Here is a 20372-nt window from a genome sequence, read left to right on the forward strand (position 1 = left end):
CGGATCGCCCCTTCGCGTACGGTTCACAGTGACCGCCCACACCGTCGGGAGCGAGACCGCGCCCGGCGCTCGGGCCCTGAGCCGGCACGCCATCCCGGGCCGCGCCCAACGAGGCCCGGACCGTCCCGAGAAGTCGGAGGACACCATGAGCAACGTCGAGGTCGACCCGGTGGAGATCGCCTGCGGGGAGGACCGCGCCGAGGCGGACGTGGAGTTGATCCCGCCGCGGGAGGTGCCGCTCGGCGGGCCGAGGGCGATGCTTGTGCGCCGCACTCTCCCGTCGCGGGGCCGCACCATGGTGGGCGCCTGGTGCTTCGCCGACCACTACGGCCCGGACCACGTCTCCGAGACCGGGGGGATGGTGGTCCCGCCGCACCCGCACACCGGCCTGCAGACCGTCTCCTGGCTGTTCACCGGGGAGATCGAGCACCGGGACAGCCTGGGCACGGTGGCGCCGGTCCGTCCCGGCGAGCTCAACCTGATGACCTCCGGCCGCGGCATCTCGCACTCGGAGGTCTCCACGGCGGCCACCGACATCCTGCACGGGGTGCAGCTCTGGGTGGCGCTGCCCGAGGAGGCGCGGGGGATGGCCCCGGAGTTCGAGAACTACGTGCCCGAGCCGTATGACGACGGTGCCGTCCGGCTGGCCGTCTTCGTCGGCGGGCTCGGGCTGGCCGACGGCACCCGGCTGACCTCGCCGGTCCGGATGCACACCCCGATTCTCGGTGCCGAGCTGACCCTGTGCCCCGGTGCCGATGTCGCGCTCGCCGTCGACCCGGCATACGAGCACGGCGTCCTCGTCGACGGCGGCCAGGTGGAGGTGCTGGGTGAGGTGGTGCCCCAGGGGACCCTCGGGTATGTCGCCCCGGGTGCCCGGCAGCTGCGCCTGCGGGCCGGTGAGCACGGGGCCCGGGCGGTGCTGCTGGGCGGCACCCCGTTCGGCGAGCAGATCGTCATGTGGTGGAACTTCATCGGGCGCAGCCACGAGGAGGTGGTGGCGTCCCGCGAGCAGTGGCAGGCCGAGATCGGCGGGGCCGAGGCGGTGCAGTTCGGCCGGTTCGACTACGACGGGGACCCGCTCCCGGCGCCGGGGATGCCCGGGGTGCGGCTGCGCCCCCGGGGCTGACGTGGAGACCCTGCGGACCGTGGCGCAGGTCCGGGACCGGGTCCGCCGGGTCCGGGCGGACGGGGGTCGGGTCGGGCTGGTGCCGACCATGGGGGCGCTGCACGAGGGTCACCTGTCCCTGGTGCGGATGGCCCGTCGGGACTGCGATCTCGTGGTGGTCTCGCTCTTCGTCAACCCGGCCCAGTTCGGCGAGGAGTCCGACCTGGCGAGCTATCCCCGCACGGAGGCGCGCGACGCCGAGCTCGCCGCAGGAGCGGGGGCGGACCTGCTCTTCGCCCCGGCGGTGGCGGAGGTCTATCCGGACGGGTTCGCCACCACCGTCCGGGTGACCGGCGTGACCGAGCACTGGGAGGGGGAGCACCGTGGCGCCGCGCACTTCGACGGCGTCGCCACGGTGGTCGCCAAGTTGTTCGCGATGGTGGCGCCGGACCTGGCCTACTTCGGGCAGAAGGACGCCCAGCAGGTGGCGGTCGTGCGCCGGATGGTCACCGACCTGAACCTGCCGGTCGAGATCCGCGTCGGGCCGACCGTGCGGGAGCCGGACGGGCTGGCGATGTCGAGCCGCAACGTGCGCCTCCGGCCGGAGGACCGGGAACGGGCACTGTCCCTCCGGGCGGGTCTGGATGCCGTTCAGGCGACCATCCGCGACGGCGCGGACGGCGCGGACGGCGCGGACGGCGCGGACGGCTTGGACTCGGCGGTGCGGGCCGGAGTGGAGGCCATGCGGTCGCGCGGGGTCGAGCCGGAATACCTCGCCCTGGTCGACCCGGAGACCTTCGCACCGGTCGTGGACCTGTCGGGCCCGGCGCTCGCCGTGGTCGCCGCCCGGGTCGGCGACGTGCGCCTCATCGACAACCTGCCGGTCGAGGCGTCCGCCTGACCCGGGGTGCGCCGGGGGCGGCCGGTCCACGCGGCGTCGTCCGCGGTCAGTGCCGGGCGAGCACCGCCGCAAGGTCGGACCCCTCCGGGAGCGCCCCGTAGAGCAGGCCCGGACCGGCCGGGCCCGACGCGCCGAGCCGTGCCCCGACGAAGGCCTCGGCCACCGGCGCGGGGGACTCCCGCAGCAGGAGTGAGGCCTGCAGGGCCAGGGCGAGCGCCGCCACGAGCGACCGGGCCCGGTGGGCCGCCGTCGCGGAGGTCGGGTCGGCGGCCAGCTCCCGCGCGAGGGACCGGGTGCGGGCCAGGTGCTCGTCCAGCAGCGGGTGGGCTCCTTCGGCGACGGCGACCTCGGCGTCGAAGGCCTCCAGCGCCTCCGGCGACCGGGCCAGGACGCGCAGCACGTCCAGCGCGATGACGTTGCCGGAGCCCTCCCAGACCGCCATCACCGGCTGCTCCCGGTAGCGCATCGCGAGCGGGAAGGCCTCGGTGTAACCGTTGCCGCCGAGGCACTCCAGCGCCTCGTAGGCGTGCCCCGGCCCGCGCTTGCACACCCAGTACTTGGCGACCGGCGTCGCGAGACGCCGGAACGCCCGCTCCGCGTCGTCCGCGTCCTCGTCGTGCGCCCGGGCCAGCCGCAGCGCGGTCGCCGTCGCCGCCTCGGACTCCAGGGCCAGGTCGGCCAGGACCGCGGTCATCGCCGGCTGGTCGACGAGCAGGGCACCGAAGGCGCTGCGGTGCCGGGCGTGCCAGACCGCCTCGGCGACCGACTGCCGCATCCCGGCGGCGCTGCCGAGCACGCAGTCCAGCCGGGTCCGGCTCACCATCTCGATGATCGCCGGCACGCCCCGGCCGGGCTCGCCGACCCGCACCCCCACAGTGTCGGCGAACTCCACCTCGGCCGAGGCGTTGGCCCGGTTGCCCAGCTTGTCCTTGAGCCGCTGGATCCGGAAGGCGTTGCGCGTGCCGTCCGGCAGCACCCGCGGCACCAGGAAGCAGGTCAGCCCCTCGGGTGCCTGGGCGAGCACCAGGAAGGCGTCCGACATCGGGGCGCTGCAGAACCACTTGTGCCCGGTCAGCCGGTGCGTCCCGTCGGCCGCGGGCACCGCGCGGCTGGTGCCCGCCCGCACGTCGGAGCCACCCTGCTTCTCGGTCATCGCCATGCCCACCAGCGCGGAGGTCTTGCCGGGTCGCAGGGTCGGGTCGTAGTCCCGGCTGAGCAGTCGGGGCAGCCAGTCGCGCGCCAGGTCCGGCGCCAGGCGCAGGCTCGGCACCGCGGCGTGCGTCATCGACACCGGGCAGGCGTGGCCCGGTTCGACCTGGGCGAAGAGCAGGAAGGTCGCGGCCCGCGCGACGTTGGCCCCCGGGCGGGGCTGGGCCCAGGCCGCCGTGTGCGCCCCTGCCGCGACGGCGGCGGAGATCACCCGGTGGTATGCCGGGTGGTAGCTCACCTCGTCGGCGCGCCGGCCCCACCGGTCGTGGGTGTGCAGCTCGGGCTCGTGCCGGTTGGCCAGCGCGGCGTCGGCCTGGAAGTCGGCGGTGCCCACGAGCGCGCCGACCCGGTGCAGGTCCCCGGAGGCCCAGCCCGCGGCATACCGCTCCACACCCTCGACGAGCGGCACGTTGGCGGCGTACTCGTCCAGCCCGGCCCGCAGCGGCGGCTGGTTGGTCACCTCGTGCGTGTCCATGGGGTGACCGTAGCGCCGCCCGGCGAGCAGGGACCGGTCAGCCGACCGCCGGTATGCCGTCGCGCGCCGGTGGCGCGTCCGTCACCGGTCGGTGGGTCAGTCGGGACGCGAGGTCGAGGGTGACGGTCAGGGCGGTGCGGCGGGACGGCATGAACCGGAGGAAGAAGGCCATCCGCAGGACCCACGCCACCTCGCCGGTCAGCTCGATCCCGTAGAGCGTGGCGACCGAGCGCCCCAGCCCGAAGGACGCCGCCTGCCCGAGCCCCCGGTAGCGGAACCGCCGGGTGGGGCGGCCCCGCAGCGTGCGGGCGACGTTGCGTCCCACGTGCGCGCCGCCCTTGATCGCCCACAGGGCGTTGGTCGCGACTGGCCGCCCCGTCCCCGGGTGCTCCACGAGGGCGGCGTCGCCGGCTGCCCAGGTGCCGCCGGCGACCGAGAGGTCGCGGCGGGTGACCAGTCGGTCCCTCGGGTCGTGGGGCAGCTGCTCCAGCCCGGGGATCTGCACGGGTCGCTGGCCGATCGTGCCGAGCACCGTGCCGGCCGGGAGGAGCTCCGTGGAGTGGTCGCGCAGCACGGCGCCGAGGCTCGACACGGCCACCAGGCGGACCCCGCGATGGGTGTGCACACCGAGCCGGGCCAGCTCCTGCTCGGCACGGTCGGCCAGCCGGGGGTGGTCGGCGCGGAGCTCCGGCAGCAGCTCGTCGCCGGAGTGGACCAGGTGCACCTCGAGGCCGCCGCGGCCGAAGTCGGCGATGGCGGCGGCCAGCTCCACGCCGGCGATGCCCCCGCCGGCGACGACCACGGAGCGTGCGCTGTCGCCCGGCCAGGTGGGGACACCTGCTCCGGGGGAGCGGTCGGGCAGCACCGGACCGGGGCGGGCCACCCGCTGCAGGTGCTCGCTGAGCGCCCGGATGTGTCCCGGGGCGCGCAGCGTGAAGCCGTGCTCGGCCAGGCCGGGGACGGTGCCGACCGGTTCGCGTCCGCCGGTGCCGACGACGAGCTGGTCGTAGTCGAGGGTGACCTCGGCCGCGGAGTCGCCCGCGGGGGCGACCGGCAGGTAGCGCACCCGCCGGCCGTCGGGGTCGATGTGGGTGACCCGGGCGTGCAGCACCCGGGCCCGGGGGCAGGCCTGCGCCAGCGGGGTGCGCGTCCGGTCGAACGGCAGGATCCCGGCGAGGACCTCGCCGGTGAAGCCGTGGAAGCTGTGGCAGTCGTCGGCGCTGAGCACCACGATCTCGACCTCGCCGCGGCGCAGCTCGCCGCGCAGGCGCCGCGCCAGCTGCCGGTAGGCGTGCAGCGTCACGTAGCCCCCGCCGACCAGCACGACCCGCTTCATGCGGGCACCTGCTCCCGGCGGCCGACCGCCGGCAGCGGCCGGCCGAACGAGGTGTGCACGGCGGGCCGGAAGCCCAGGTGCGACAGCGAGGCGGCCAGGGCGCGGGTGTGGTCCACCTGCTCCAGGGTGGGGACGCCCATGGCGAAGTGGCCGCGGTGCCCCGAGAGGGCGAGCAGCGCGGTCTCGGCGAAACAGGCGTAGGCCCGGCCGTCGGGCAGGCCGATGTCGCCACCGACCAGGCGCAGCGACGGGATGTCTAGCACGCCGCCGTCGACGACGGTCACGTCCGGCCGGGCAGTCAGCAGGGAGGGGTCGGTGTTGCGGGGTTGCGTGGCGTCCAGCACCACGGCGCCGGGGGCCAGGTGCTCCGGCCCGAGGACCGCGTCGGCGGAGGCGGTGAGGAGCACGACCAGGTCCGCCTGGGCGACCGAGGCCAGGTCGTTGCTCATCGTGGTGTGGACCCGGTCACCGAGCCGGGCGGCGAGGGCGCCGAGCTTGGGCAGCGAGCGGCCCACCAGGGTGAGCCGGTCGACGGCCCGGTCCCGGGCGAGCAGGGCCGCGACCGCGCCGCCGACGCTGCCGGTGGCGCCGACGACCGCGACGTGCCGGTCCCGGGACGGGTCGACGCGCGTGCCGAGCAGGTCCCGGGCCTGGGTGTCGACGGTGGCCGCCGTGAAGGCGTTGCCGTTGGTGACCCCGATGTCGGTGCGGTCGCGCAGCGAGACCCCACCCGCGGTGACGGTGGCGGTCAGCGCGCCGAGCCCCACGACGGAGGCCCCGAGGTCGACCGCACGGTCGACGGCGCGGGACACCCGCTGCCGCCCCTGACCGGGGTGTTCGAGCAGGTGCCGGGCGCCGAACGGCACCAGCACCACGTGGCCGACCGCGCGACCGCCGATCTCGACGGCGGCCATCGTCACCGGCGGCAGCGGCAGCCTGCGCAGGCCGAAGGAGTAGAGCCCGTCGGGTGCCAGCCCGAGGGGACGCCAGACGCGGGCCAGGTCGGTGCTGAGCTCGCGACGGGGGTGCACGAGGAAGGCGAAGGTGCCGGCCGCGGCCGGGAGGGCTGCGGCGGAGGGCAGGGGGGAGCCGGGCATGGCGACGTCCTGTTCGCGGGTGGTGGTCACGGGAGGCGGCACCCGGGCTGCTGCAGGCGGACCCGGGTGCCGCTGGGCCGGATCCGCTGGGCGGTTCCGACCCCACGGACTAGGAGAGCGCGCAGGCCCTGCCCTGATACACCCGCCGGTCGGCGCCGTCGACCTCCGCGACCCGGCCGTCGCGGCGGCCGCCCCCAGTAGGGTCGCCCTGTGGAGCGAGGGCGCGTGCTGCTGATCGACAACGTCGACAGCTTCACCTTCAACATCGCCGACCTGCTGCACCGGGTGTTGGGTCGGCCCCCTGTCGTGTGGGGGCACGACCACCCGGCCTCCGCCGAGGACCTGCGGGGGTTCGCGGCCATCGTCGTTGGACCGGGGCCGGGGCGTCCCCAGCACGCCGCCGACATGGGCCTGAGCGACCTGGCCCTGCGCCAGCGCGAGGTGCCCGTCCTCGGCATCTGTCTCGGGCACCAGGGCCTGGCGCACCTGGCCGGTGACGAGGTGGTGGAGCTGGCCGAGCCCATGCACGGCCGGGTCGGCACCGTCGAGCACGACGGCTCGGGGTTGTTCGAGGGGGTGCCCTCGCCGTTCCGGGTGGTCCGCTACCACTCCCTCGAGGTCCGCCCCGCACCGGCGTCACCGTTGCGGGTCACCGCCCGCACCCGGGAGGACGGGTGCGTCATGGGCCTGGCGGACCCGGGGGCCCGCCGGTGGGGGGTCCAGTTCCACCCCGAGTCGGTGCTCTCCGAGCACGGCGACCGGGTCGTGGCCAACTTCCTGCGCCTCGCGGGGGTGCCGGTCGAGACCGATCCGCAGGGGGGCGCGGTGGCGACCGGTGATGTCCTCGATACGAGGACACCGCAGGTCAGCGGCTCGCGGGCGGTGGAGATGGGGGTATGCAGCGTGCCGGGTCCGGTGGACCCGTGGCTGTTGCACAACCGGCTCGTCGGCGGGTCGGCGAGCTCGTTCTGGCTGGACTCCTCCGCGGGCGCCGCCCAGGGCGCGGCCGCGGTGCCGGCCGCCCGGTTCTCCGTGATCGGCGACGCCGGCGGGCCGCTGTCCTGCGAGGTCACCCACCGGGTGGGCACGGGCAGCACGGTCCGCCGGGAGGGGCTGCCCGAGGAACGCCTGCCCGGCCGGCTGCTGGACACGCTGGACACGCTGCTGGCGCGGTGGGAACTCGTGGGCACGCGGCCCCGGTTGCCCTTCGGCTTCCGCCCCGGACTCGTGGGCTACCTCGGGTACGAGCTGAAGGCCGAGACGGACGGGTCGGCCGCGCACCCGTCCCCGCACCCCGACGCCTGGCTGGTGTTCGCCGACCGGGCCGTGGTCATCGACCACCACACCGACGAGGTGTATGCCGTGTACCTGCACGACCCGGCGACCCGGGCGGTGCAGCAGGCGTGGGCCGACGATGTGCGCGCCCTGGTGTCCTCGATCCGGGGACAGACATCGGGTGTCACGCCCCCCGACGGCCCCGACGGCCCCGACGGACCCGGCGTCCCCGGGACGGACCCGGCCCACGACGCCGGTGCGGCCGACGTCGTGGCCGGGCTACGGCATACCGAGTCCGCCTATCGGGATCTCATCGCCCGCTGCCAGAAGGAGATCCGGGCCGGTGAGTCCTACGAGATCTGCCTGACCAACACGGTGACCTGGCCGCACGAGGTGGACCCGGCGGCGGCCTACCGGGCGCTGCGCTCGATCAGCCCGGTGCCGTTCGGGGCCTGGCTGCGCAGGCCCGGCCTCGACGTGGTCGGGTCCTCGCCCGAGCGGTTCCTGGCCCTGGACGCGGACGGCCGGGTGGAGGCCCGTCCGATCAAGGGCACCCGGCCCCGCGACCCGGACCCGGCGCGGGACGCGGCGCTGGCCCACGACCTGGCCACCGCGGTGAAGGATCGCGCGGAGAACCTGATGATCGTGGACCTGCTGCGCCACGACCTGCACCGGGTCTGCCGCTCGGGCAGCGTGCACGTGCCCGAGCTGTTCGCGGTGGAGAGCTACGCGACCGTGCACCAGCTGGTCTCCACCATCCGGGGGACCCTCGCGCCGGGGAAGGACGCCCTCGACCTGGTCGCCAGCTGCTTCCCCGGCGGGTCCATGACCGGGGCGCCGAAGGTGCGCACCATGGAGCTGCTGGACGGGTTCGAGGACGGGCCCCGCGGGGTCTACTCCGGGGTGATCGGCTGGTTCGGGCTGGACGGGGCGATGGACCTGTCGATCGTGATCCGCACCGCCACGGTGGTGCAGGGGCGGGCCGAGTTCGGGATCGGAGGCGCGATCACCGCGCTGTCCGACCCGGCGGAGGAGTTCGCCGAGACGTTGCACAAGGCCCGGGCGCTGGGTGCGGCGCTGTCCCTGGCGCACCCGGGTCAGGAGGCACCGGGGCAGGCGGTGGCGGAATAGTCACCGGCGCGGCTGCGTAGACCACGACATGACGACTTCCGTTCCGACGATCGAACTCAACAACGGCGTGCAGATCCCCCAGGTGGGCTTCGGCGTCTTCCAGGTGCCGGACACGCAGACCCAACAGGCGGTCGAGACCGCGCTGGAGGCGGGCTACCGGCACATCGACACCGCCGCGGCCTACTACAACGAGGCCGGCGTGGGTGCCGCGATCCGGGCCAGCGGCCTGCCGCGGGAGGAGATCTTCGTCACCACCAAGCTGCGCAACGGGGACCAGGGGGCGCAGTCCGCGCTGACCGCCTTCGAGAACAGCCGCCAGGCGCTCGGCCTGGATGTCGTGGACCTCTACCTGATCCACTGGCCCTACCCCAGCGCCGGGCTGTTCGTGGAGACCTGGAAGGCCTTCGAGAAGCTGTATGCCGAGGGTGCCGTCCGCGCGATCGGCGTGTCCAACTTCCTGCCCGACCACCTGCAGACGCTGCTCGCCGAGGCCGAGGTGGTGCCGACGGTGAACCAGATCGAGGTGCACCCCTCCTTCCAGCAGCCGGCCACCCAGGAGGCCAGCCGCGCCGCCGGCATCGCTGTCGAGGCCTACTCCCCGCTCGGCCAGGGCGCCGACCTGTCCGCCGAGGCGGTCACGGCGGTGGCGGAGCGGATCGGCGTCACCCCGGGCCAGGTCGTGCTGCGGTGGCACGTCCAGGAGGGGCGCATCGTCATCCCCAAGTCGGTCACCCCGGAGCGCATCGCCGGCAACATCGACCTCTTCACGTTCGAGCTGACCGACGAGGACGTCGCGACGATCACCGGGTTGGACAGTGAGGAGCGGATCGGCGCCGACCCGGCGACCGCCGCCTTCACCCAGGTGCGCTGAGCGGCCAACACGAGGGTCGGGAAGGGGGAGGGAGCCCGGCGGCCCGCCTCGCCTCCCTCCCCGTCCTGGCCCTGACCTTCCTGACCATCACGCTGCTCGCGATGGGCCCGCTGCAGGGTCTGGACATCACGCTGAACCGGTCCTACCCGGACCCGCCGCTCCCCGGCTGGGGGTTCTTCTCCAAGGAGGTGCTGGACCGGGTGGCCGGCCAGGCGGTGGCAGTCCCGGTCCTGGCCACCGTGGCCGGCGTCCTGGCCTGGCGCCGCCGGTCCTGGCGGCCGCTGGCCTTCGCGGCGCTCGCCGAGGCCTGCGTGATGGGCCTGGTGGGGGTGGCGAAGCTGGTCACGGCCCGGCGGATCCCCCACTCCACAGTGGAGGACTTCTTCGCCGGCGGCTTCCTCGAGTTCGGCCGGCACGGCATCAGCTTCCCCTCGGGGCACGCCGCCGAGGCGGTCGGTCTCTACGGTGCCGTCGTGCTGCTCCTCTGCCGGCACGCCTCCCCCTCGCCCAGGACCGTCCGGTGGCTCTGGATCGGCGTGGGCGTGATCACCACCGCCACCGCGCTGAACTCCCTGCACCTCGGCTACCACTGGGCGACCGACCTGCTGGGTGGGGTCGCCGCCGGCGCGTTGGCGCTCCGGGTGGCCGAGCGTCTGTCCCACCGCTGGCCGGTGCCGGCGCCCACGTGGTGGCTGGCATCCAGTCCCGTCACCGTGCGGACGGCCGTCGCCGCCTGGTACGACACGGCACGCCGGCCGCTAATCGGACTGGTCGAGTCCGAGGGCGATGAGGTCGGCCCCGCCCTCGGGCCAGCTGAACCGCAGCACGGTCCCGTCCGGGCCGGAGCCCCAGGACGCTAACCGGACGCCCTCGCGGTGCACCCGGATGGCGAGGGCATAGAGGTCCCCCGGTCGTTCGGCCCGGCAGATCAGCACCGTGCCGTTCGCGAACACCAGGCGGGCGGCGTGCTCACCGGGTGCCGGGCGCATCGCGCGCAGCGGCACGCCCCGGGACACCAGCACCCGCAGCCGCGCGGCCAGGAGCGTCTCGAGGATCCCGGACTCCTCCCGCTCCACGCGGGCAAAACCCTGCTCCAACTCGGTGAGTTCCTGCGGGCTGAGGTCGGGCAGGTCCGACCCCGCGGTCTGCCTGGCGCGGCGTCGCCGGAGCCACCGGCCCAGGACCACGGCCAGGGCGACCAGCAGCGCGAGGACGACCCACTTCATACCCCAGTGTGGCCCGTCCGGTCGGTCAGCGGCTCAGCACGGCGACGAGGAAGTCCGAGTCGTCCCGGAAGGGCCTCAGGTCCCAGGTCGAGAGCAGCACGTCCGGCGCGAGGCCGGCGGCGGCCGCGTGCTCCAGGAACTCCTCGAACGGGTAGCCGCGGCCCGCGCCGAAGCCGAGCACGGCGCGCCCGTCCGGCGCGAGGTGCGCGGCGATCCGGCGGATCACCTCCGCCCGGGTGCTGGGGGCGAGGAAGGCCATCACGTTGCCGGCCGAGACGACCACGTCGAACGGCTCCGGTATGCCGTGGGCCGGCAGGTCCAGCTCGGCCAGGTCGGCGACGATCCAGCGGGGACCCGGATGGTCCTCCTCGGCCGCGGCGATGAGCACCGGGTCGACGTCCACCCCGACCACGGTATGACCCGCCCGGTGCAGGTGACCGCCGAGCCGCCCCGGACCACAGCCGGCGTCCAGGATGCGGGCGCCGCGCCCGACCATCGCGTCGACCAGCCGCGCCTCGCCGTCCAGGTCCTGGCCCGCAGCGGCCATCGCCCGGAACCGCTCGACATACCAGTGCGAGTGGCCCGGATCGGCTTCGACCTGCTTCATCCACGCGCTCTGCTCGACCATGACGCCAGCCTAGGAGGCCGCGCGCCGGCGAGGTCGACCCGGTGCCGTTCGGCGACGTTGATCCGTGCGGGCGACCCGGAAGCCGACGTCGTCGATCCGGAACGTCGGGTGGCTACGCCGGCGGACCGAGGCCCGGCAACTCCAGTGCGGGTCCGCCCAGCCGCCGCCGCGCAGCACCCGGTAGCTGCCGTAGACCTCCGTGTCGTAGAAGTCCCAGCACCAGTCCCACACATTGCCGAGCATGTCGTGCAGTCCCCACGCGTTCGGCGTCTTGCCGGCGACCTCGTGCGCCCGGTCGCCGGAGTTGCCGCGGTGCCAGGCGATGTCGTCCAACGGGCCATATGTCGGTCCGGTGCTGCCGGCGCGGCAGGCGTGCTCCCACTCGGCCTCGGTGGGCAGTCGGTAACCGTCGGCGGTGACCTCCCAGTGCACCTCCTGCTCGCCAGGCCCGAGCCGGTAGGCGTGCTGCAGGCCCGCTGCAGTCGAACTCGCGTTGCAGAACCGCACGGCATCCCACCAGGAGACCGTCTCCACGGGCAGCCCGGGGCCGGCGGCCGTGCTCGGGCAGCGGCCGGTGACCGCGGCAAACTGCTGCTGGGTGACCGGCGTGGTGCCGAGTTCGAAGGCGGCGACCTCCACGGTCCACCGGCGTTCGGTGCGGCGATCGGACAGTTCGACGGTCCCCGCGGGCACGGCCATCATCGGAAGGTCGATCCCCTGATCCGCGGCCCCGAGCGTACGCGGCGGTCCTGCGGCGTGCGCCCTCAGACTCTGCCCTCGCCTCCAGATCAGTGCGCGGCGTTGGTCTTCCGGCGGGGGACGACGTGCATGACGAGCACGACGACCGCCCCCACCAGGAGGCCGATCACCGCGGAGAAGAAGGTGTTGACCAGCCAGGCCAGCGCCCCACCGATGCCCGGGACCCAACCGGCGACGGCCTCCTCCATGTGGTGCACCACGTCATACAACGCGTGCCAGCCCAGCTCGTCGATACCCACCAGGATGATGTGCCCGCCGACCCACAGCATCGCGACGACACCGACGACGGTGAGGCCGGCGAGGAGCTTCGGCATCCCCTTGACCAGGCCGTTGCCGGTGGTCTGTGCGAACGAGGACTCCCGCTGTGCCAGGTGCAGCCCGATGTCGTCCATCTTCACGATCAGGCCGACGACCCCGTAGACCACCGCCGTGATGAAGATCGCGACGACGATCAGGATGATCAGCCGGGACAGGAACGGTTCGTCGGCCACCTCGTTGAGGGAGATCACCATGATCTCGGCGGACAGGATGAAGTCGGTTCGGATCGCGCTGCTCACCATCTTGGCCTCGCGGTCGGCACCCTGCTCGATGGCCGGCTTCTCCTTGGCGGGATCGTGGTGACCGAAGAACTTCTCGTAAAGCTTCTCCGCGCCCTCGAAGCACAGGTAGGTCCCGCCGATCATGAGGATCGGGGTGAGGATCCAGGGCAGGAACTGGCTGAGCAGCATGATCGCCGGGAGGATGAACACCAGCTTGTTGCGGATCGAACCGATGGCGATCTTCTTGATCATCGGCAACTCGCGCGACGGGCTGAACCCCTGCACGTAGCGCGGTGTCACCGCGGTGTCGTCGACGACGACGCCGGCCGCCTTCGCGCTCGCCTTCCCGGCGGCGGCGGCCACGTCGTCGACCGAGGCGGCGGCCATCCGGGCCAGGGCCGCGATGTCGTCCAGCAGCGCGACCAGACCGGCGCTCACCGTCGGCCCCCTCGGAGTGCGGTCCAATAGGTAGGGCGCGGCACCGGGCACGTGATCTTCACGAGGCGCAAGCGTATAGGGCGTACCGGTGTGCTTCAGCCGTTTCGCACTCAGACCCCTGCCTGCGGGATGTCCCTGGCGAGGGTCGGGGAGGGTGGGCCCCGTGGGATTCGAACCCACAACCTACGGATTAAAAGTCCGCAGCTCTAACCGTTGAGCTAGAGGCCCTGGTCGCACGCGGCGCCCCGTGCAGGATACGCGGTGGTCGCCTGGGAGGCCCCAACCGTGGGCTGGCAGACTGCCGTGATGAGTTCCAGCCTCGTCCTCGGGCCGATGCTCCGGCACACCGACACCACGTCGGCGGCCGTCTGGGTGGAGACCCGACGGGCCGCCCAGGTGAGCGTGCACGCGGGGACGGACGAGGACGGCTCCCCGCGGGTGTGGCGGGCGCCCACCTTCCGGGTCCACGGACACCACTACGCCCTCGTCGAGGTGACCGGTCTGCGCCCGGGGGAGCGGACGGCATACCGGGTCGAGGTCGACGGCGCCCCGGCGTGGCCGCCGCCGGACGACCCCTTCCCGCCGGCGGAGTTGCACACCCTCACCGGTGACGAGGAGGTCAACCTGGCGTTCGGCTCGTGCCGGACCAGCGTGCCGCACGACCGGGCGCACCACCTGACGCACGGCGTGGACGCGCTGCGCACCTTGGCCCTGGCGGTCGCGGGCGGGGAGCGGCCGGATGTGGGGGTGCCCGACCTGCTGCTGCTCCTGGGGGACCAGGTGTATGCCGACGCCACCAGCGAGGCGATGCAGGAGTTCATCGCCTCCCGCCGCAGCCTGGACGAGGAGCCGGGCACGGAGTTGGCGGACTACGCCGAGTACGCCCACCTGTACTCCCTGGCCTGGAGCGAGCCGGCGCTGCGCTGGCTGTTCTCCTGGCTGCCCAGCCTGATGATCTTCGACGACCACGACGTGCGGGACGACTGGAACACCTCGGTGCAGTGGCGCGAGGAGATGGAGGCGACGTCCTGGTGGCACGGCCGGATCGTGGCCGCGCTCGCCTCGTACTGGGTGTACCAGCACCTCGGCAACCTGTCCGTGGCCGAACGGGCGGAGGACGAGATGTGGCGGGAGCTGCTGACCCGCCGGGAGCTGGCCGGGGCGGACGTCGAGGTCGATCTGACCGACGTGCTGGACGCCTTCGCCGAGCGGGTCGACAAGCATCCGGAGACCTACCGCTGGAGCTATGCGCGCAGGCTCGGTGACGCCCGGCTCGTGGTGATCGACTCCCGTGCCGCCCGCAAGCTCGAACCGGGCCGCCGGTCGATGCTGGACGAGGCGGAGATGGCGTGGCTGGACGAGCAGGTGCGGGGCGACTGCAGCCACCTGGTCATCGGCACCTCGCTGCCCTACCTGCTGCCGCAGGGGCTGCACCACCTGGAGTCCTGGAACGAGGCGGTGGTCGACGGTGGGTGGGGGCGGCGCCTGGTCGGCGTCGGGGAGCGGCTGCGCACCGCCTTCGACCTCGAGCACTGGGGCGCCTTCACGGACGGGTTCGAGCGGGTCGGGCGGATGGTGCAGGAGGTGGCCGACGGGCAGCGCGGCGCGGCGCCCGGCTCGGTGCTCTTCCTGTCCGGCGACGTGCACCACTCCTACATCTCCGAGGTGGACCGGTCGGGCGGCTCGCGGGTCCTGCAGTTGGTCTGCTCCCCGATCCGCAACCCGCTGCCACGGGTGTTGCGGACGGCGACTGCGGTCCTGGCCCGTGGCATCGCGCGGCCGGCGGCCCGGGGCCTGGCCCGCTCCGCCGGGGTGGCGCGACCGCCGTTCGCGTGGCACACCGTGGCCGGTCCGTGGTTCGACAACAACATCGCCCTGCTGCGGGTCGAACAGGACCGGTTGAGCACGTCGTGGCTGACCGGTGAGGTGCGGCACGGCGACCACGACCACCCGATCCTGCAGGTGGCCGCCGATGTCGAGCTCGACGTGCCCGTCCCCGGCCCGGGCGCGCTGGCCGGGGACCCGGCCGTGGCCCATGTCCACGGGCGTCAACAACGCCCCTGACCTGCGATGTCCTCGTCACGAGGACAGCCTGCCGACACGCCTTGCGACACGCCGCGATGTGCGAACGGCCGCCGTCTTCGCTAGCGTCGATGGCCGCGTTGGAGAGTCCACGTGCACCGGGATGGGGGGAACTCGTCCCTGGGGAGGCAAGGAGGAATCACATGCGCACCAGCACCAAGGCCCTCGCGACCGTGGCCGCCGGAGCGGCGATCTTCGCCGCGGGGGCGCCCGCGGCCACCGCCGACCACAGCGGACCGCTGAAGCCCAACTGCTCCGGGACGCAGATCGACCACCGGACCCTCAAGAACTCCGGCGGAGGGACGATCGGTCGCGTCGAGCTCTGGTACGACGGCTCCAAGCCCGGCGGCCAGAACTGCGTGAAGACCTACACCTTCTACCCGGGCAAGAGTTACACCGGCGCCTCGCTCGGCGTCGACGGCGACGGGGACCGCAAGGCCAACCGCTACGCCTACGACGAGGGTTGGTACTCCAGCTACGCCGGGGCCACCTTCCTGAACCACACCGCCGGCAAGTGCGTCCAGTGGGGTGGCCTCATCTACGGGCCGAACGAGGGCAGCCACGCGGACGACGACTCGTTCAAGTCCAAGTGGAAGCACTGCGGCTGATCGCCTGACCCGCCGGGCGCCCTGCCGTTCGCGGGGAAACTTTTGGGGCCTATGACGCCACATGGTTTCCACACGAAGGGCGCCCGGCCCCAGCCGGGGTCACTCCGAGCCGCTCCGGGCGCCCACGGCACTCATCGGGTCACTGCCGGTGCGGCAGCTTCAGGTCCACCCAGACGAGCCGGTGGTCGCTCGAGGGGAACGGGTAGGTCCCGGTCAGCCGGCTCAACGGGTCGTCGCTGGTCGGCCAGAACACGCCGGAGTCCAGGATCCGCAGCCGGCTGCTGGGCAGCACGTAGTCGGCCCGGATGTTGCCGGGCGGCTCGGCGAAGTCGGCCGTGTCGTGCCCCGGGTCGCCGAGGTGCTCGAGGTTGATCCCGCCCTGCAGCTCGCTGGCCTCGACCCCGCCCGCACTGCTCGGGGTGGACCGGGTGTTGATCCGGGGGTGGTCCAGCAGCGCGCTGATGGCGCCGTCGTAGGAGTCGCCGTCCAGCGGATCGGCGTTCTGGTCGCCGGCGATCACGAAGGCCGCGCGGGCCGGGAGCCCGCCGGTGCCGCCCTGGTCGTCGTAGATGTAGTCGGCCGTCGCGCCCGGGGTCACGTAGTCCGCCCAGAACCTGATCTCGTCGTGGTTGCGGCGCCCGTTGCGGTCCTCCGGACCGTCGAAGGTCGGCGGCGTGGGGTGGCTGACCAGGAAGTGGACGGTGGTGTTGCCGACGCTGATCGGCAGGTCCCAGTGCGACTTGCTGGACAGCCGGAGCACGGCCTGCTCCTCGGGCGAGTAGAAGTCGGTCGGGATGAGGTTGCCGGGCATGTCGGCCCACTTGAACAGCTGGAAGGTGCGGACCGCCTCGACGTCGATCGGGAACTTGGAGTACACGACCATGCCGTACTGCCCCTCGAACTCCCCGAACCCGAAGGCGTCGTCCGGCCCACCGACAACGCCGTCGTTGTTGAGGTCGTAACCGCTGGGCACCCCGGTGTTGGACGGCGCCACGTAGTAATAGGGGTAGTCCACCGGCTCCGCACCCTGCTGCGGGACCTCGAGGTAGTTGCTGCGGAACAGCTCGGCCGCCGCACCGCCCTCGACGAAGTCGAACTCGTTGACCAGCAGCACGTCCGGGTCGGTGCGCTGGATGATCTCGGCCACGGCCCGGGCCTGCGCGTTGTCCGGGGTCGACAGGTCGGCGAGCAGCTGCCCCTCCTCGGCACGGTTCAGGGAGGCGTTGAAGGTCGCGAAGCGCACGTCCATGTCGGGGCGGCCCACCTCCTTGGCTGCGTGCGGGTCCGGACGGTCCGTGGGGGACGGTGACCCCGCCGTGGCGACGGACGTCAGGGTCAGTCCGGACAGCAGTGTGGCAGCGACGGCGCCGACGAGGAGACGACGGGCCGGACGGGTCGGAAGGCGCATGTCCTCCAACCTAGGACGAGGGGTATGCCGTGTCGCCCGCTGCCGGGTGAAGGGTGCCCCAATTCCTGGTGTGCACCGGGTCAAGCGCGGAGGGACCCGGTTGGGAGGCGTCAGTTCAGGAAGCTGAACAGCCCGTCGAGGCCGTCCCGCGGGGTGCCCCACACGATGTCGTCCCGCAGCACCTCCACCTGCCCGGTCGTGTCGAGGCGCCAGTACTTCTGCGCCTTGCCCTCCACCGTGGCCGACACGACCAGGGAGGTGAGCGTCACCGGCGGCGACAGGCGGGGCAGCGCCAGGGAACACCGGGACCCGGGCTCGGCCTGCGCCGGGGCGCCGGGACGGAGGGTCGGTTGGTGCAGCACGGCCACGCCGTGGCGGCGGTCCGGCAGCGCCAGCCGGGTGCTCGCGACCCACCGGCCGAGGTCGCCGTCGGGGACCGGCTCGCGGCAGGTGGCGGCGACGAGCGTCACGGGGTGGGGCGAGGGATTGTCCAGGAGCACGGAGCGCCCGTCGGGCGTGGCCTCCTCGGTCCAGCGGACTGTCGCCACCTCCTTCCAGAAGGTGCCGGTCAGCAGGACCTGACAGATGTCGCGGAGCACGGCCATGGGGTCCACCTCGTCGGTACGTCGTGGGTCGGATGCTAGCTCGGACGGTCCGCTCGCCCCCGGGGTTCCGGTGGATCGTCACGGCGCGGTCAGCGTTTGCCCAACGCGGGGCCAGCATTCGTGCGCAACTCTTGTCACAGGAGTCACACCTGCTCCATGCTGGCTGGCGCCCGACGGACTTGGAGAACTCCCGTGCGCCGCACTCTTGTCACCGCCCTCGCCGTGCTGTCCCTCGCGATCGCCCCCGCATCGCTGGCCCAGCCGGAGCCCACCACCGCCGACGAACCGGCGGCCGACGTCGTCGTGCTGGGGGTCACCCCCGACGACGGGGAGGGCGGAGAGGCACCCGCCGGGGAACTCGAGCCGACCCCCGAGATCGTGGTGAACGACGACGGCCTGGTCGAGGACCAGCGACACGGCATGGTCGCCCCGGAAGCCGAGGTGCTCGGCCACGTGCCGGAGGCCGTCGTCGTCCCGGACCAGACCACGCTGCCGGCGGCCGAGCCGCACGCCGAGGTCTTCGACCGGCCCAGCGACGGGATCTTCGACCTCGTCGGCGGCGGATTCGGGCACGGCATCGGGATGTCCCAGTACGGGGCCGACGGCGCCGGGAAGGCGGGGCTGAACCACAAGCAGATCCTCGACTTCTACTACCCGGGCACGAAGCTGGAGACCCGGTCGACCGGCACCATCCGGATCGGCATCACCATCGACAACGACGGGGTCACCCGCGTCGCCCACCGGAGCGGCCTGCAGGTGTCCAGCGGACCCGGCGGCACGAAATACACCCTGCCGTCCGGTCGGAACCAGTGGCGGGTGCTGGCGACCGGCAGCTCGGCCAGCAGCTGCCAGCTGCAGGGGCGCGACAGCGCAGGCACGTGGACCGCCTACTGGCCCTCGGGCATGGCCAAGGCATGCCCGGTCACCTTCAGCTCCCCGTCGGAGTCGACGGTGGACCTCTACCTGCCGAGCGGCCAGCTGCGGGTCTACCGGGGGGCGATCACCGGCACCCACACCGGCTCCAGCGCCCTGACCACGGTCAACGCGCTGCCGATGCAGCAGTACCTGCGCTCGGTGGTCAACACCGAGATGCCCAACTACTTCCACGCCCAGGCGCTGCGGGTGCAGGCCGTGGCGGCGCGCACCTACGCGCTGCGGGGCAGCGGCGGCACGCCCTCCTACGACACCTGTGACACGACCTACTGCCAGGCCTACTCCGGACGTGGGGTGCGCAACAGCAACGGCACCATCACCTCCCACGAGCACCCGAACGCCGACGCGGCGGTCGAGGCGACGAACGGCCAGGTGCTCACCTTCAAGTTCGCCGACGGCGTCACCCGGTTGGCCACCACGATGTACTCCTCCTCCACCGGGGGCTGGACCACGACCGGGGGCGCCGGCCACGACTACCTGGCGGCCCACGCGGACCCCTACGACGCCGTCGCGGGCAACGCCCGCAACTCCTGGACCGCGGAACTGCCGGCCTCCTCGCTCGAGGCGCGCTACGGCATACACCGGGTCGAGCGGGTGCAGATCCTGACCCGGGACGGCCACGGCAAGTGGGGCGGACGGGTGCTCACCGCGCGCGTCGAGGGCTACACCTCCGGGGGGCAGTACACGTATGCCGACGCCACCGGTGGGGGCCTGCAGATGGCCCGCCCGTGGCCGGCCTGGAACAAGGGGCTGTCCTCCAACTACTTCACCTTCACCGGTGGCGGGACGCCCCCGTCCGCCGACCCGGTCCGGCTCTCGGGCACGGACCGCTACGGCACGGCGGCCGAGGTCGCCAAGGCGTGGAGCCCGGGCGTGAGCGTGGTGTATGTCGTGTCCGGCCAGCAGTACCCAGACGCGCTGACCGCGGCGGCCCGGGCCGGGGTCTACGACGCCCCGGTGCTGCTGGTGAAGAAGGGCTCGATCCCGGCCGCGACGGACTCCGCGCTGGTCCGGCTCAAGCCGCAGCGCGTCGTCGTGATCGGTGGCACGGGCGCCGTGTCCTCCACCGTCGCGACCAAGCTGAAGGGCTACACCACCAGCGGCAACCTGCAGCGCGTCGCAGGATCGGACCGGTACGAGACAGCGGCCGCGCTCGCCTCCTACTACCCGTCCGGCGGCAGCCGGGTCTACCTGGCCAGCGGCCAGAACTTCCCGGACGCACTGGCCGTGGCGGCGCTCGCCGGTGACCAGCAGGCGCCCCTGCTGCTGACCCGCAAGGGCGGCCTGGACGCGGCCACCGTGGCCGAGCTGAAGCGGCTCAACGCCGGCGAGGTCGTCGTGCTGGGCGGCACCGCGGCGATTTCCAAGAAGACGGCCGAGCAGGCCGCCGGCCACACCCGCAGCGGCTCCTACACCCGGCTGGCCGGAGCGAACCGCTACGAGACGGCCAAGGCCGTGGCCGCGAGGTTCCCGGCCGGGTCCTCGCCCGCGCACGTGGCCTCCGGCCAGGAGTTCCCGGACGCGATGGTCGGGGCGGCGCTCGCCGGGCGCCGCGGCACCCCGATCCTGCTCACCCGGGCCGACAGCGTCCCGCCCGCGACGGCGTCGGCGCTGCAGCGGCAGAGCCCCTCGCAGATGTACGTCTTCGGCGGCAAGGCGGTGGTGCACGACAGCACGCTGGCCGACCTCGGGGAGTACCTGCCCTGATCACCCGCACCGGTCGAGGGCCGCAAGGTCCCCGGTGAC

At 73.4% G+C, this 20372-nt stretch carries 17 protein-coding genes and 1 tRNA gene; 8 read left to right on the top strand and 10 right to left on the bottom strand.

Annotated features, from left to right (window positions below; all coding sequences use genetic code 11):
- Positions 1-145: 145 nt before the first annotated feature.
- Together FB467_RS04175 and panC are read left to right on the top strand one after the other, a co-directional pair.
- Positions 146-1126, top strand: coding sequence for a pirin family protein (locus FB467_RS04175; protein WP_141786464.1), 981 nt, complete (start codon positions 146-148; stop codon positions 1124-1126).
- Between the two features lies 1 nt (position 1127).
- On the top strand, positions 1128-2006 hold the full coding sequence (gene panC / locus FB467_RS04180) for a pantoate--beta-alanine ligase (RefSeq protein WP_141783969.1): 879 nt from the start codon (positions 1128-1130) through the stop codon (positions 2004-2006).
- Between the two features lie 46 nt (positions 2007-2052).
- Here the strand turns inward: panC and FB467_RS04185 are convergent, their stop codons facing one another.
- From FB467_RS04185 to FB467_RS04195, 3 genes are read right to left on the bottom strand one after another with little or no spacing between them, the layout of a single operon-like run.
- Positions 2053-3690, bottom strand: a complete 1638-nt coding sequence (locus FB467_RS04185) for an acyl-CoA dehydrogenase family protein (protein WP_141783970.1) — start codon at positions 3688-3690, stop codon at positions 2053-2055.
- A 37-nt stretch (positions 3691-3727) separates the two neighbouring features.
- The gene (locus FB467_RS04190) at positions 3728-5026 is read right to left on the bottom strand and encodes an NAD(P)/FAD-dependent oxidoreductase (protein WP_141783971.1); all 1299 of its coding nucleotides are present in this window, start codon (positions 5024-5026) and stop codon (positions 3728-3730) included.
- Entirely contained in the window at positions 5023-6123 is a 1101-nt protein-coding gene (locus FB467_RS04195) for a saccharopine dehydrogenase NADP-binding domain-containing protein (RefSeq protein ID WP_141783972.1), read from the bottom strand. Before FB467_RS04195 ends, FB467_RS04190 begins: the two co-directional genes overlap by 4 nt.
- A 210-nt stretch (positions 6124-6333) precedes the next feature.
- Between FB467_RS04195 and pabB the strand changes: the two genes are divergently transcribed.
- The 3 genes from pabB to FB467_RS04210 all read left to right on the top strand — a co-directional run bounded on the left by pabB (position 6334) and on the right by FB467_RS04210 (position 10260).
- Entirely contained in the window at positions 6334-8529 is a 2196-nt protein-coding gene (gene pabB / locus FB467_RS04200; RefSeq protein ID WP_141783973.1) for an aminodeoxychorismate synthase component I, read from the top strand.
- A 28-nt stretch (positions 8530-8557) separates the two neighbouring features.
- Positions 8558-9400, top strand: a complete 843-nt coding sequence (locus tag FB467_RS04205; protein WP_141783974.1) for an aldo/keto reductase — start codon at positions 8558-8560, stop codon at positions 9398-9400.
- 101 nt (positions 9401-9501) lie between these two features.
- Positions 9502-10260, top strand: a complete 759-nt coding sequence (locus FB467_RS04210) for a phosphatase PAP2 family protein (protein WP_141783975.1) — start codon at positions 9502-9504, stop codon at positions 10258-10260.
- On the opposite strand, the gene FB467_RS04215 is transcribed toward FB467_RS04210, so the two are convergent.
- The 5 genes from FB467_RS04215 to FB467_RS04235 form a co-directional block, all read right to left on the bottom strand.
- Entirely contained in the window at positions 10159-10626 is a 468-nt protein-coding gene (locus tag FB467_RS04215) for a hypothetical protein (RefSeq protein WP_141783976.1), read from the bottom strand. The two genes, FB467_RS04210 and FB467_RS04215, sit on opposite strands and share 102 nt — an antisense overlap.
- A gap of 25 nt (positions 10627-10651) precedes the next feature.
- A complete protein-coding gene (locus FB467_RS04220; RefSeq protein ID WP_141783977.1) occupies positions 10652-11254 on the bottom strand; it encodes a class I SAM-dependent methyltransferase in 603 nt (200 codons plus the stop codon).
- A gap of 9 nt (positions 11255-11263) precedes the next feature.
- Positions 11264-11953, bottom strand: coding sequence for a formylglycine-generating enzyme family protein (locus FB467_RS04225; RefSeq protein ID WP_228393228.1), 690 nt, complete (start codon positions 11951-11953; stop codon positions 11264-11266).
- Between the two features lie 89 nt (positions 11954-12042).
- Positions 12043-12990 carry a DUF808 domain-containing protein gene (locus FB467_RS04230; protein ID WP_141783979.1) on the bottom strand — a complete coding sequence of 316 codons (948 nt, stop codon included), beginning with the start codon at positions 12988-12990 and terminating at the stop codon, positions 12043-12045.
- Positions 12991-13145: 155 nt separating this feature from the next.
- Positions 13146-13218: transfer RNA gene (locus tag FB467_RS04235), tRNA-Lys, on the bottom strand.
- 78 nt (positions 13219-13296) lie between these two features.
- Here FB467_RS04235 and FB467_RS04240 point away from each other — a divergent pair.
- Positions 13297-15054 (top strand): alkaline phosphatase D family protein, encoded by a 1758-nt coding sequence (locus FB467_RS04240; protein ID WP_141783980.1) that lies wholly within the window; start codon positions 13297-13299, stop codon positions 15052-15054.
- Positions 15055-15215: 161 nt separating this feature from the next.
- Positions 15216-15680 (top strand): hypothetical protein, encoded by a 465-nt coding sequence (locus FB467_RS04245; RefSeq protein WP_141783981.1) that lies wholly within the window; start codon positions 15216-15218, stop codon positions 15678-15680.
- A 139-nt stretch (positions 15681-15819) separates the two neighbouring features.
- On the opposite strand, the gene FB467_RS04250 is transcribed toward FB467_RS04245, so the two are convergent.
- A complete protein-coding gene (locus tag FB467_RS04250; RefSeq protein ID WP_141783982.1) occupies positions 15820-17088 on the bottom strand; it encodes an endonuclease/exonuclease/phosphatase family protein in 1269 nt (422 codons plus the stop codon).
- A gap of 110 nt (positions 17089-17198) precedes the next feature.
- Positions 17199-17693 (bottom strand): hypothetical protein, encoded by a 495-nt coding sequence (locus FB467_RS04255; RefSeq protein WP_141783983.1) that lies wholly within the window; start codon positions 17691-17693, stop codon positions 17199-17201.
- Between the two features lie 192 nt (positions 17694-17885).
- On the opposite strand from FB467_RS04255, the gene FB467_RS04260 reads away from it, so the two are divergent.
- Positions 17886-20333, top strand: coding sequence for a cell wall-binding repeat-containing protein (locus FB467_RS04260; RefSeq protein WP_141783984.1), 2448 nt, complete (start codon positions 17886-17888; stop codon positions 20331-20333).
- The last annotated feature ends 39 nt before the right edge of the window (positions 20334-20372 follow it).

Origin of the sequence: Ornithinicoccus hortensis (genome assembly GCF_006716185.1) — a bacterium.
GTDB lineage: Bacteria > Actinomycetota > Actinomycetes > Actinomycetales > Dermatophilaceae > Ornithinicoccus > Ornithinicoccus hortensis.

Coding starts and splice junctions, on each gene's coding strand:
- FB467_RS04175 (WP_141786464.1), top strand. CDS start 146: ATGAGCAACGTCGAGGTCGACCCGGTGGAGATCGCCTGCGGGGAGGAC.
- FB467_RS04185 (WP_141783970.1), bottom strand. CDS start 3,690: ATGGACACGCACGAGGTGACCAACCAGCCGCCGCTGCGGGCCGGGCTG.
- FB467_RS04190 (WP_141783971.1), bottom strand. CDS start 5,026: ATGAAGCGGGTCGTGCTGGTCGGCGGGGGCTACGTGACGCTGCACGCC.
- FB467_RS04195 (WP_141783972.1), bottom strand. CDS start 6,123: ATGCCCGGCTCCCCCCTGCCCTCCGCCGCAGCCCTCCCGGCCGCGGCC.
- FB467_RS04205 (WP_141783974.1), top strand. CDS start 8,558: ATGACGACTTCCGTTCCGACGATCGAACTCAACAACGGCGTGCAGATC.
- FB467_RS04210 (WP_141783975.1), top strand. CDS start 9,502: ATGGGCCCGCTGCAGGGTCTGGACATCACGCTGAACCGGTCCTACCCG.
- FB467_RS04215 (WP_141783976.1), bottom strand. CDS start 10,626: ATGAAGTGGGTCGTCCTCGCGCTGCTGGTCGCCCTGGCCGTGGTCCTG.
- FB467_RS04220 (WP_141783977.1), bottom strand. CDS start 11,254: ATGGTCGAGCAGAGCGCGTGGATGAAGCAGGTCGAAGCCGATCCGGGC.
- FB467_RS04225 (WP_228393228.1), bottom strand. CDS start 11,953: ATGGCCGTGCCCGCGGGGACCGTCGAACTGTCCGATCGCCGCACCGAA.
- FB467_RS04240 (WP_141783980.1), top strand. CDS start 13,297: ATGAGTTCCAGCCTCGTCCTCGGGCCGATGCTCCGGCACACCGACACC.
- FB467_RS04245 (WP_141783981.1), top strand. CDS start 15,216: ATGCGCACCAGCACCAAGGCCCTCGCGACCGTGGCCGCCGGAGCGGCG.
- FB467_RS04250 (WP_141783982.1), bottom strand. CDS start 17,088: ATGCGCCTTCCGACCCGTCCGGCCCGTCGTCTCCTCGTCGGCGCCGTC.
- FB467_RS04255 (WP_141783983.1), bottom strand. CDS start 17,693: ATGGCCGTGCTCCGCGACATCTGTCAGGTCCTGCTGACCGGCACCTTC.